Raw genomic sequence first — 12,753 nt, 5'->3', positions numbered from 1 at the left:
TCTATTATTTAGTGCAAACTACTTGTTCCGTAAATCGGAGGTCAATTTTCTTATATTTATACAACGAACTATCTAAAACTGCTTTTTGAAAAAAAGCCTTATAATTTTTAAATTTACGCTCCACATTCAATAGTGTACCAAAATCTATTTGGTAATCAAAATTTCTGTTGTGCATTTTTAAACTTCCATTTGGCATAATTTCAATTCCGATAATGTTTCTTTTCAAAAAAGGATCGTCATAGATTGTGCGAAATAAAGCAGTTAAATCTTCGGTGTTTTTTTTATTTATTCCCCCTGAAACAAGTGGAACCCTTGCTGTAAAATTTGTTGACAAAGGCATTCTATTTCCTTTATAATCAATATAAAAGGAATCTTCCCCTTCAAAAACTCTAGCAATAGGAGTTTTTTGTTTTACCACGGCTTTCAACACGCCATCAATACTCACAAATACGTCCGACTTTTCAATCATTTCTTGTGAATCAAGGACAGTTTCCAGCTTGTTCAAATCTAAATTAACTTTTTCAATGCTGGATGCCTCTTTATTATTTTCTATTAACAATTTATTAACCGTTTCTTGCCTCATAAAAGGAGCGTCATCTCCTACAAAAATAACAACTGATTTAGTCAGTTTTCGATTTTCATTTCGTTTTGTCGTGAAAGAAAAAAGAAAAACAACCAATACAAACATTAATAATAATCGAATATTTGTCCAATTAAAGAGTTTCATATAGTGCTTTTTTAATTGATGGTACTAATTCTCCAATATCTCCGGCTCCAATTGTGACAATAACTGTTGCTTCACTTGCCAAAATTGTTTGAATTAAATTATTTTTAGCAACAATTTTCTTATTATTATTTGTCATTTTATCCATCAGCCATTGTGAATCTATGCCCTCCATAGGTAATTCACGAGCCGGATATATATCTAATAAAATTACTTCCTCAAAAGCGGACAAACTTCTGGCGAAATCATCAGCAAAATCCTTGGTTCTGCTAAATAAATGCGGTTGAAAAATTGCTAACACTTTTTGACCAGGATATAGTTCCCTAACTGCTTGATATACTGCGCTTATCTCCGTAGGATGATGCGCATAATCATCAATATAAACTTTAGTATCTGTTTTTATCTGATACGAAAACCTTCTTTTTATCCCTTTAAAAGACGCAATAGCTTTTGCAATGGCATCGGTTGGGGTGCCGAATAAATTTGCCATTGCAATAGCCATTAACGCATTCATTAAATTATGCCTTCCTGGTAATCCAAAATGTAAATCTTTGATTGTCTCTGTGGGAGTTTGCACATCAAAAACATAACTACCGTTTCCTATTCTAACATTGAACGCTTTGTAAACAGCATCTTCGTTTACAGCACACGTTATCCCTTCTAATGGCAATTCTTTAGTGATGAAAAGCTGGCGCTTATCCTCTACTTTAGAAGCAAATTCAATAAAAGACTCCTCAATAGCCTCACTGGTGCCATAAATATCTAGATGATCTGCATCCATAGAGGTAATACATGCAATATTGGGATGCAAATGCAGGAATGAACGGTCAAATTCATCCGCTTCAACAACCGTAACTGTTTTCCCGTTTCCTATCAAATTAGAATTATAATTTTCGACTATTCCACCAATAAAAGCGGTAACATCAGCACCACTTTCATATAAAATATGACCTAAAATCCCTGAAGTTGTCGTTTTTCCATGTGTACCAGCAACTGCAAAACAAAAAGTGTCTTTTGTAATAATTCCTAATACCTCTGCTCGTTTTTTTACTTGAAAATCTCTTTCTAAAAAATAATTCCACTCCGAATGTGTCTTAGGAACAGCCGGTGTAATAATTACCAAAGTATTTTCTATGTAAAAATTTTTAGGAATCGCATTAATATTGTCTTCAAAATGAATTGAAATACCACTTTCTATTAATTCATTCGTAAGAGGCGAAGGGGTTTTATCGTACCCCGAAACTTGTTTTCCCAAACTCTTAAAATAACGAGCTAGATTACTCATCCCGATTCCTCCGATTCCTATAAAATAAACGTTATGTATTTGATTCAAGTTCATATCAATATTATTAATGGCATTGAGCCTACCGTTTTTTTGCCCTTAAGACTTCCGACTTTCAACTAATTTTATAATTTCATCAACAATTTGTTTTGTTGCTTCTGGCCTGGCTAACTGTTTAATATTTTCTCCCAGTTGGTTTTGCTTTTCCTGATCCTTCAGCAAGGATTCAAATACCAAGCTAAATTGCGAATCAAGCTCTGATTCTTTAAGCAATAGAGCTCCTTTTTTATCTAGTATTGCTTGTGCGTTTTTAGTCTGATGATCCTCTGCCACATTGGGCGACGGAATAAAAATTACTGGTTTCCCAACGATACATAATTCCGAAACTGAAGAGGCCCCTGCCCTTGAAATAACAATATCCGCCGCAGCGTAAGCCAGATCCATCCTATCGATAAACGAATGAATCTGAATGTTCTCATGTTCTTCAAAACGCTTGTAATCTTCAATATACAGCTTTCCACATTGCCAAATCACTTGAACATTATGAGCCGCAAAAGTCAAAACTTCTTTTGCTATTAACTGATTCACCCTTCTTGCACCCAAACTACCTCCTAATACGAGAAGCGTTTTTTTCTTGGAGTCTAAACCGAAATTGCGTATTGCTTGCTCTCTTTTACTGTCAATATCAATTAAATCCTGACGTACTGGATTTCCTGTCACAATCATTTTTTGTTTTGGAAAAAATCTTTCCAAATTTTCATACGCAACACAAATCTTGTTTGCATTTTTGCTCAACAACTTATTAGTAATTCCAGGATATGAATTTTGCTCCTGAATTATTGTTGGTACACCAGCAATTGCTGCTATTTGCAACAACGGACCACTGGCAAACCCTCCGGTACCTATAACCACATCTGGTTTAAATTGTTTAATTATTGTTCTAGCCTTCAATAAACTGCTAATTAATTTTATTGGAAAAAGTGTATTATCAAATGTTAGCCTTCTTTGTAATCCAGCAATCCATAGCCCTATAATTTTATAACCCGCCTGAGGTACTTTTTGCATCTCCATTTTATCCTTGGCACCTACAAAAAGGAATTCTGCATCTGGAAAACGAGATTTTAATTCATTTGCAATAGCTATTGCAGGATAGATATGTCCACCCGTTCCGCCGCCACTCAATATGAATTTATACTGTTTCATAATACTGATTTCTAATTTTCTAAACACCTTATTTATTTAAAACCGCACGCATCGGATTCATCGCTTTGTCTTCTATTGAATAATTTTCTGTTATAACCTCTTCCTCTTCTAATTCCCTGTCTATTAATTTTTGAAGTGCTTCTTCTCTTTTAGCGTTTTCTTTCAATTCCTGCGCAATTTCTTCTTCCTTTTTTGTAACGCTTATAATGATTCCAAGTGCAAAACAAGTCATCCAGATTGAACTTCCACCACTACTAATTAGAGGTAATGTTTGTCCTGTAACGGGTAATAATTCTACAGCAACGGCCATATTCACCATTGCCTGGAATATCATGGGAAAACCCAATCCCACTACTACTAGCTTACCAAACAACGAATTGGCTTTGTGCGAAGCAATAACAAATCGAAACAGTAATAATAGATACAATGCCAGGACTCCAAAACCTCCTATAAGCCCATATTCTTCAACGATAATGGCAAAAATAAAATCCGAGGAAGACTGAGGCAGAAAGTTTTTTTGAATACTCTTCCCAGGACCTAAACCGTAAATTTTCCCAGAGGCTATTGCAATTTTCGCTTTTTCTATTTGATAATCGTCCTCATCCGGTTTGTCGGTTGTAAAATTTTCAATTCTATTTCCCCAAGTACCTACTCTGCTAAAAAATTTAGAATCTGGAAAAGCTTTAGAAATGAGTATGAAAAAAGCCAGAAATACTATTCCGGAACCCACAACGATTCCGATATAACGCAACGGGTATTTACCAATAAAAACCAACATCAATACCATTGAAAAAATCAATGCAGTTGTTGAAAAATTCGCCGGTAAAATAAATAGTAACGTAACAAAAACTGGTATCCAAAGTTCCCAAACAGAGGATTTAAATGTAATAGGAACTACTCTTGTTTTAGACAAATATCGGGCAACAAAAATAAACAATACCATGGAGGCCAATGTAGAGGTTTGAAACGTAACACCTATAAACGGTACTTGGATCCATCTACTGGCATTGGCACCGGCAATTACTGTACCTTTTATTAATGTGTAAGCTAATAATACCCAAACAATATACAAAGCTCCTTTAGAAACGGCTTTAAAATAGTGGTACGGCACTTTATGAACCATAAAGATTATAGTAAAACCAATGCATACATGTACGATGTGCTTCACCAAATACCCCAAAGTATTCCCGTTTCCTTGACCTATATACGCTAAATTACTACTTGCACTAAAAACAGGCATAAACGAAAACAAGGCTAATAAGGCCACAAATGACCAAATCCCTTTATCTCCCTTTAAATTGTTTATTAGTTGTTTCATTTTAATTTTGGTTTAAAGTTTCATTACGTTTAAAAGTTAGTGTAGAGCAACCTTAAACTACGAAACCCTTTTATAGATTTTTAACGGCTTGTTTAAATTGCTTTCCTCTGTCTTCATAGCTTTCGAATAAATCAAAACTGGCACAAGCAGGAGACAATAAAACAGTATCTCCCTTTTCTGACAATCGTTGGGCCATTCTTACCGCATCATTCATTGAAGAAACTTCAATCATCATATCGACCACATTCCCAAAAACATCAATAATTTTTTTATTATCCACACCCAAGCAAATAATAGCTTTCACCTTTTCACGAACCAGTGACATCAATTCATTATAATCATTTCCTTTATCAACACCACCCACAATCCATACCGTAGGGGTATTCATGCTATCTAAAGCAAAAAAAGTAGCGTTTACATTCGTCGCTTTAGAATCATTAATATATTGAACGTTCTGGATTTTCAAAACTTTCTCCAGACGATGTTCTACACCTTGAAAATTAGACAGACTTTCGCGAATTGTAGCCTTTCTTATTTGCATCAATTTTGCCACAGAGGTTGCTGCCATTGCATTCTTCATATTATGTTTTCCTTCTAAAGCTATGTGTTCTGTGTCCATTATAAACTCTTCTTGATTAATCTTTACTTCCATTTTATTATTTTTTATATATGCTCCTTCGCTGAAAACTTTATTCAATGAAAAAGGAATTAATTTTGCTTTAGTGGTATGTGTTAAGAACCATTGGTTTATCGCTTCATCATCTGCATCATAAATGAGATAATCCTCCTCTGTTTGATTCGTCGTAATTCTAAATTTTGCATCAATATAATTTTCATATTTGTAATCATAGCGATCCAAATGGTCTGGACTTATATTGGTAATAATAGCAATGTGCGGTTTGAAATTTACAATTCCGTCCAGTTGAAAACTACTCAACTCCAGCACATACGAATCGTATTTATTATCTGCAATTTGCCAGGCAAAACTCTTTCCAATATTTCCTCCTAAGCCTACATTCAATCCTGCCGATTTTAGCAAATGATGTGTGAGCATGGTAGTCGTTGTTTTACCGTTGCTCCCCGTTATTCCTATAATTGTTGCCTCAGTAAAAGGGGCCGCAAACTCAATTTCTGAAATTACTGAAACTCCTTTTTTTAAAAGCATTTTCACTATTGGAGATGTATCCGGAATTCCAGGGCTTTTCATAACCACATCTGCATTCAGTATCAAATCCTCTGTATGCTTTTCCTCCTCCCAAGCTATTCCATTTATGATAAGAACCTCTTTGTAATTTTCTTTTATTTTTCCAAAATCAGACACAAAAACATCATATCCTTTTTTCTTGCCCAGAATAGCGGTACCCACACCACTCTCACCGGCACCTAAAATAACTAGTCTCATATTATCTTAATTTTAAAGTAACAATTGACAATATGGCCAGCATAATAGCTACAATCCAAAATCGAGTAACAATTTTACTTTCGTGATACCCTTTTTTCTGATAATGATGATGTAAAGGTGACATTAGAAATATTCTTCTGCCTTCGCCAAAGCGCTTCTTGGTATATTTAAAATAACTGACTTGAAGCACTACTGATAAATTTTCGACAAGAAAAATTCCGCATAAAAGAGGAATCAACATTTCCTTACGAACTGCAATCGCCAAAACTGCAATAATCCCACCTATTGTTAAACTCCCAGTATCTCCCATAAATACTGATGCAGGATAAGAGTTGTACCAAAGAAACCCGATCAATGACCCAACAAATGCGGCAATAAAAACCGTCATTTCACCAGAACTAGGGATGTACATTATATTCAGATAATTGGAAAAAATAATATTTCCCGAAACGAATGTAAATATCCCCAAAGCAAGGACCGAAATAGCTGAAGTACCAGCAGCCAATCCGTCAATTCCATCTGTTAAATTAGCCCCATTAGAAACAGCAGTAATGATAAAAATTACTACTGGAATAAAAATTAACCAAGCCCATTTTTCATATCCCTCCCCAGTCCAAGCCAATAATTCGGCGTAATCAAATTCATTATTTTTAAAGAAAGGAATTGTTGTAGCAGTCGATTTTTCTTCAATTGGCGCAGGCACTACGACTGTGCTCGTTGGCGTTTTAAAAACATCCGAAGTTGAGGCATCTGTACGAATAGTAACACCTGCATGAAAGTACAAAACAGTACCAACTATTAATCCTAAACCTACTTGACCCACCACTTTAAAAATACCTTTTAAACCTTGTTTATCTTTTTTAAAGATTTTAATATAATCATCGATAAAGCCTATAGTTCCCATCCAAAGTGTGGTAACAATCAACAAAACTATATAAATATTATGCAGTTTTGCAAAGAGAAAAACGGGCACAAGGGTTGCGAAAATAATGATTAATCCTCCCATCGTTGGGGTACCTGCCTTTTCATTTTGCCCAGCTAATCCAAGCTCTCGAACTGTTTCACCAACTTGCTGTCTTTGTAAAAAACTGATTATTCTTTTTCCATAAATGGTAGACAAAAGCAATGATAGTAAGAATGCAAGTGCTGATCTAAAAGTAATGTACTGAAATACACCTGTTCCCGGGACATCTACTATTTTGTCTAAATATTCAAATAAATAATACAGCATACAGTTTGTTTATTTGGTTAATCGTTGAATTGTTAATTTTGAAACTATTGATTTTGAAACTATTTGACTAAACAAAGAATCAAATCATCTTTTTTAAACACTTACTTTCCTATTTGATCTAACAGCTCTTTCACAACCTTCATATCATCAAAATCATGACGAATTCCACTTATTTCCTGATAGGTTTCATGTCCTTTTCCTGCTATTAAAATGATATCATACGGCTGAGCCAATTGACAAGCCGTTTTTATGGCTTGCTTTCTATCCGTAATAGCCAAGACTTTTTTATAATTTTGAGGTGCAACTCCTTGTTCCATTTCACTGATAATTACCTCAGGATCTTCGTTTCTAGGATTATCTGAAGTAAGAATAGCTTTATCACTCAAATCACTGGCAATACCAGCCATGATTGGACGTTTTGCTTTATCTCTATTACCTCCGCAGCCTACAACAGTGATTAGTTGTTCATTTTTGGTACGAATATCATTGATGGTCTTTAGTACATTTTCTAAAGCATCCGGCGTATGGGCATAATCTACGATAGCAGTGATATTTGAAGCCGAAACAATAAATTGAAAACGTCCCGAAACACTTTCTAAATCAGATACTAATCTTAATACTTCAAGGCTTTCCATTCCTAATTCAACCGCAGTACCGTAAATGGCTAATAAATTATAGGCATTAAAAGTTCCTATAAGTTTTACCCAAACATCATTACCATTTATTTTTAGCAACAATCCGGACAATTGATTTTCTAAGATTTGTGCTTTATAATCGGCGTATGATTTTAAAGCATAGGTCAATTTTTTTGCTGCAGTATTCTGCAACATTACTTGCCCATTTTTATCATCAATATTGGATAATGCAAAGGCATTTTTTGATAAATTATCAAAAAATGATTTTTTAACATCTCTGTATTCTGCAAACGTAGGATGATAATCCAAATGATCGTGAGACAAATTGGTAAAAACACCCCCTACAAAATGCAATGCTTCGGTTCTTTTTTGATGAATTCCATGAGAACTCACTTCCATAAAACAATATTCAACACCATTGTCTACCATTTCACTCAAAAAATGATTTATCGTAATCGAGTCAGGTGTGGTATGTGTCGCTTTATATTCTTTTTCATCAACCATTATTTTTACAGTGGAAAGTAATCCAACTTTAAAACCTGCCTTTTTAAACAATTGATACAACAAAGAAGCAATGGTCGTTTTACCATTGGTTCCGGTAATACCAACCAATTTCAAGTTTTGAGATGGATTTCCAAAATAGTTTGCAGCCATAAATGCTACCGCTGAATTCGTATCTTTTACCAGAACGTAAGTGATTCCTTTTTCAATAACTGTAGGAAGGGCATCACATACAACTGCTACTGCACCTTGCTGAATTGCTTTATTTATAAAATCATGACCGTCCGAAATAGAGCCACGAATAGCGACAAAAACATCATTTATTCCGATTTTTCTGGAATCGAAATCAATGGTGTTGATTGCAATATCCGTCGATCCTTTTACGCTTTCGATAGCTACTTTATACAATATGTCTTTTAGTATACTCATGATAATTCCAATAGTATCGTTGTGTTTCTCACTAAACTCTGTCCGGCTTGAAGCGATTGCTTTTTCACTTTCCCAACACCGATAATTTTTACTTTCATTCCTAAATTACCCAATAATGCGACGGCATCCATTCCTGACATACCTTTCAAATTGGGAATAAGTTGTTGCTTATTTTGAGTGATAACAAAATACGAATCGTAATTGCTCTCTTGTTTTGGAATTTTTCTGTCTAAGTTTTTTATCTCATTGGTCGACGGAGCATCAGTAAAAATCTTTTGTGCAATCCTCTTAAAAACTGGGCCTGCTACGTCTGCACCATAATAATTATTAAGTGCAGTACTGGGCTTGTGCACTACTACTATACAAGAATACATCGGTTTATCTGCGGGGAAGTATCCCACAAAAGACGAAGCATAATATTTTCCAACTCCACCAGCCTTTCCGTAATTCACAGCCGCTGTCCCAGTTTTTCCTGCCATCGAAAAATCCTTAGAATATAATTTCGAAGCCGTTCCCTTTTTTACAACATTGGCTAAAACTGCCTTTAGTTTTAAAATGGTTTCTGGCGAGCAAATTCGAGGATTTAAAACTTCTTTCTCATATCTCTTAATAGTTCTGTTCCATTCTTTAATTTCAGAGACGAACTGAGGTTTAACCATCTCTCCGTCATTGGCTACTGCATTGTAAAATGCCAATGTTTGCATAGGTGTAATAGAAACACCATATCCAAAAGCCATCCACGGAAGCGAAATATTTGACCAATTCTTATCACTTGGTTGCGGTATATAGGGCTTTCCTTCCCCTTTAATCGAAAGTCCCAATGGCTTGTTTAGTCCAAAATTATTAAGATGATTTACAAACTGTGAAGGGTTATTTTTATAGTTATCATAAACTGCTTGAACCATAATTGTATTCGACGAAACCTCAAAACCTCTTGCTAATGAGATTTTACCATAACCTCCTTCATGAGAGTCCCGTACTTTTTTTCCAGAATAAACAATTATTCCCCCTTTACTATCATAAACAGTACTGGTATCTGCTTTTTTATCTTCAAGAAGAGCCATTAAATCTGCTAATTTATAGGTAGATCCTGGTTCATGAGATTCCGCTACTGCATAATTTGTTGTTTCATAGTAAGTTCCGTCTTTTGCTCTTCCTAAATTTGAAATCGCTTTTACGTGCCCTGTTTTAGTCTCCATAACTACCACACAACCGTGATCCGCTTGATACAATTCCAACTGTTTTAGCAACGCGTGATGTGCAATATCCTGAACATAAACATCTATTGTTGAGATGACATCATAGCCGTCTTGTGGATCTACTTCATTAATGTCACGAATGGGTTTCCATTGCCCTTTTGCAATTTTTTGCTTTAAAATCTTGCCATCTTTCCCATTCAGGTATTTTCTAAAGGCCCATTCGATACCTTTACCGTCTAGTGACTCACCGTTAGACGTTCGCTCATAACCCACGGTACGCTCAGCAATTTTACCTATGGGATGTTCCCTTACAGTTTCTTGCTCTATTATAATTCCTCCTTTATAAGCTCCCAAATTAAACAATGGAAAACCTTTGATCTTAAAATATTGAGTATAGCTCAAATTACGGGCTATCAGGTAGTATCTATTTTTATTTGCTCTGGCTTTTCGAAGTTCGTTTTCAAAAAAACTGGATGATTTACCCAGAACCAAAGCCAATGAATCGGATAATAACTTTACATTTTTTTCGAATGCTTCAGGTCTTGGAGTAACAGCATCAAAACGTATTTCATAATTCGGAATAGAAGTAGCCAAAAGACTTCCATCCGCAGAATAAATATTTCCTTTATTAGCAGGAATTACAAAGTTTCTAACCGTTCTTTCTTTAGCTAACTTCCTGTAGTAATCCCCTTCAACCCATTGGATATTTGTCAACTTTACAGCAATAGCAATGGCCATCAAAAAAATGACAAAAGCTACCAGATAAATTCTGTAGGATATGTATTTATCTTCTATTGCCATATTTTGTCTAAGATATTTTTCTCTTTTTCTTTTTTAACTTTAATTTTTGTTGGCGGAACTGTTGACGGAAAAATTTCTTTCTCTATCATTTTTTCAGAGACTGTAGACTCCATTCTCAATTTCATTAGTTCAGAACGCCTGTCCACAAACTCTGAACGCAATTCTTTGACCTTATTTGTTAACTCAACAATCATGAAAACTTTTTGCTCAAATCGTTGTGTATTTGCGATCATAACAATCGCCAAAAGAATTATAAAAACAATAAAACGCCAGTTCTTAACAGCGTCATCATCTATAAGAAATTTTGCTTTTAATAGGCTGTAAACTCCGTTTTTCATCACTAATTATCTCTTTTCAGCTATTCTTAACTTAGCACTTCTTGCTCTATTATTATCTTTTATTTCCGCGTTATCAGGTACAATTAATTTTCCAATAGTTTTAAATGGGACTGAAAAATTACCAAAAAAATCTCGTTCCGGCTCTCCTTCAAACAGGCCATTTTTTACAAACCTTTTTACTAATCTGTCTTCTAAAGAATGATATGAAATTACACTTAATCTCCCATTAGGATTTAACACCTCTAATGATTGCTCCAAAAACTCTTTCAAAACATCCATTTCTTGATTTACTTCAATTCGGATAGCTTGATAGATTTGTGCCAATATTTTATTCCTAACTCTTTCCGGCAAATATTTCGCTAAAACGGCTTTCAATTCATCTGTTGTCTTGATGGGCTGTTCGTTTCTGGCTTCTACAATTGTTCGCGCCAAAGCAGGTGCGTTTTTCAATTCGCCGTAATCCAAAAAGACTCTTTTTAAGTTTTCCTCATCATACTCATTTACCACTCGAAAGGCGTTTAAATCATTTTTCTGACTCATTCGCATGTCCAATCCTGCATCAAAACGAGTAGAAAAGCCTCTTTCAGCAACATCAAATTGATGTGAGGATACTCCCAAATCAGCTAAAATTCCATCCACACTTTTTACCCCATAAAAGCGTAAAAAACGTTTTATGAATCTAAAATTCTCATTAATAAGTGTAAATCTTTCGTCTGGTAAAGCATTTGCCAAAGCATCTTCGTCTTGATCAAAAGCAAATAATTTCCCATTTGGTCCAAGTCTTTTCAAAATTTCTTTTGAATGACCGCCGCCACCAAAAGTTACATCTACATAAATGCCATCAGGCTTAATATTTAAACCATCTATTGATGCTTGAAGCAAAACCGGATTATGATATTCCATTGTCGTCGTCATTTATATTTCCCATTACTTCTTCAGCTAAGTCAGCAAAATCAACATCTTCACCACTTATTGATTTTTCGTACAAGTCTTTGTCCCAAATCTCTACGATGTTTACGGCTGATGAAAACACTACCTCTTTTAGTATACTAGCAAATGCAACTAGATCCTTCGGCACTAATAATCGCCCTAACGCATCAATTTCAACTACTTTGACTCCAGCGGTAAACCTGCGAATGAAGTCATTGTTTTTCTTAACAAACCGATTTAGTTTATTAATTTTTTGCATCATCAAATCCCATTCCTGCATCGGATATAATTCCAGACAAGGCTGAAAAACGGAACGCTTCAAAACGAACCCGTTTTGAAGTGAAGCTGCCAACTGCTTTTTTAAGGGCGCTGGTATAAGCAGCCTTCCTTTAGCATCGACTTTACATTCATATGTCCCAACAATTGTATCCAAGCAAAAAGTATTAAATGATATAAAGCAAAAATATAAAAAATATTACCACAATTTACCACTATATACCACTTTGTTAATAAGTTTAACCACTTTTAGATAAAAACCCTTAATTTATGTACAGTCAGAACATTAGCTCTAGTTTGTTTAATTTGTAAGAAACATAATGTTATAAAAAAAAGACAATAAAACAGAAGTTTTTTTGTCTTTTAAAGAGTATGAATAAAGATTAAAACGAATTAAAATAATCTATTTTAATTCAAAAAAACCATTCTATTCATAAACAAACTAAGAGAATTTTACAATTAAAAATTGTTGTAAAAATTCATT

Annotated in this window: 11 protein-coding genes; all 11 read right to left on the bottom strand. The window is 34.6% G+C overall.

Going from position 1 to position 12,753, the window contains the following annotated elements:
- Positions 1 to 4: 4 nt before the first annotated feature.
- The 11 genes from AC0608_RS09580 to mraZ all read right to left on the bottom strand — a co-directional run bounded on the left by AC0608_RS09580 (position 5) and on the right by mraZ (position 12,426).
- Positions 5 to 727 (bottom strand): cell division protein FtsQ/DivIB, encoded by a 723-nt coding sequence (locus AC0608_RS09580; protein ID WP_478288914.1) that lies wholly within the window; start codon positions 725 to 727, stop codon positions 5 to 7.
- The gene (murC, locus tag AC0608_RS09575; RefSeq protein WP_478288913.1) at positions 714 to 2,063 is read right to left on the bottom strand and encodes a UDP-N-acetylmuramate--L-alanine ligase; all 1,350 of its coding nucleotides are present in this window, start codon (positions 2,061 to 2,063) and stop codon (positions 714 to 716) included. Before murC ends, AC0608_RS09580 begins: the two co-directional genes overlap by 14 nt.
- A gap of 42 nt (positions 2,064 to 2,105) precedes the next feature.
- A complete protein-coding gene (gene murG, locus AC0608_RS09570) occupies positions 2,106 to 3,209 on the bottom strand; it encodes an undecaprenyldiphospho-muramoylpentapeptide beta-N-acetylglucosaminyltransferase (protein WP_478288912.1) in 1,104 nt (367 codons plus the stop codon).
- 28 nt (positions 3,210 to 3,237) lie between these two features.
- Positions 3,238 to 4,527 (bottom strand): FtsW/RodA/SpoVE family cell cycle protein, encoded by a 1,290-nt coding sequence (locus AC0608_RS09565; protein WP_478288911.1) that lies wholly within the window; start codon positions 4,525 to 4,527, stop codon positions 3,238 to 3,240.
- A 70-nt stretch (positions 4,528 to 4,597) separates the two neighbouring features.
- Positions 4,598 to 5,929 carry a UDP-N-acetylmuramoyl-L-alanine--D-glutamate ligase gene (gene murD / locus AC0608_RS09560; protein WP_417958537.1) on the bottom strand — a complete coding sequence of 444 codons (1,332 nt, stop codon included), beginning with the start codon at positions 5,927 to 5,929 and terminating at the stop codon, positions 4,598 to 4,600.
- 1 nt (position 5,930) lies between these two features.
- A complete protein-coding gene (gene mraY / locus AC0608_RS09555) occupies positions 5,931 to 7,160 on the bottom strand; it encodes a phospho-N-acetylmuramoyl-pentapeptide-transferase (RefSeq protein WP_478288910.1) in 1,230 nt (409 codons plus the stop codon).
- A gap of 101 nt (positions 7,161 to 7,261) precedes the next feature.
- Positions 7,262 to 8,725, bottom strand: coding sequence for a UDP-N-acetylmuramoyl-L-alanyl-D-glutamate--2,6-diaminopimelate ligase (locus AC0608_RS09550; protein WP_478288909.1), 1,464 nt, complete (start codon positions 8,723 to 8,725; stop codon positions 7,262 to 7,264).
- Positions 8,722 to 10,725, bottom strand: a complete 2,004-nt coding sequence (locus AC0608_RS09545) for a PASTA domain-containing penicillin-binding protein (RefSeq protein ID WP_478288908.1) — start codon at positions 10,723 to 10,725, stop codon at positions 8,722 to 8,724. The genes AC0608_RS09550 and AC0608_RS09545 overlap by 4 nt, the downstream gene beginning before the upstream one ends.
- Positions 10,716 to 11,063: an FtsL-like putative cell division protein gene (locus AC0608_RS09540; RefSeq protein ID WP_417958541.1), complete on the bottom strand. Its 348-nt coding sequence runs from the start codon at positions 11,061 to 11,063 to the stop codon at positions 10,716 to 10,718. Before AC0608_RS09540 ends, AC0608_RS09545 begins: the two co-directional genes overlap by 10 nt.
- Before the next feature lie 6 nt (positions 11,064 to 11,069).
- Entirely contained in the window at positions 11,070 to 11,978 is a 909-nt protein-coding gene (rsmH, locus tag AC0608_RS09535) for a 16S rRNA (cytosine(1402)-N(4))-methyltransferase RsmH (protein WP_478288907.1), read from the bottom strand.
- Positions 11,953 to 12,426 carry a division/cell wall cluster transcriptional repressor MraZ gene (mraZ, locus tag AC0608_RS09530; RefSeq protein WP_478288906.1) on the bottom strand — a complete coding sequence of 158 codons (474 nt, stop codon included), beginning with the start codon at positions 12,424 to 12,426 and terminating at the stop codon, positions 11,953 to 11,955. Before mraZ ends, rsmH begins: the two co-directional genes overlap by 26 nt.
- Positions 12,427 to 12,753: the final 327 nt, after the last annotated feature.

The sequence above is a fragment of the Flavobacterium sp. GNP008 genome, assembly GCF_056428965.1.
This window is presented reverse-complemented; position numbering and strand designations above follow the sequence as displayed.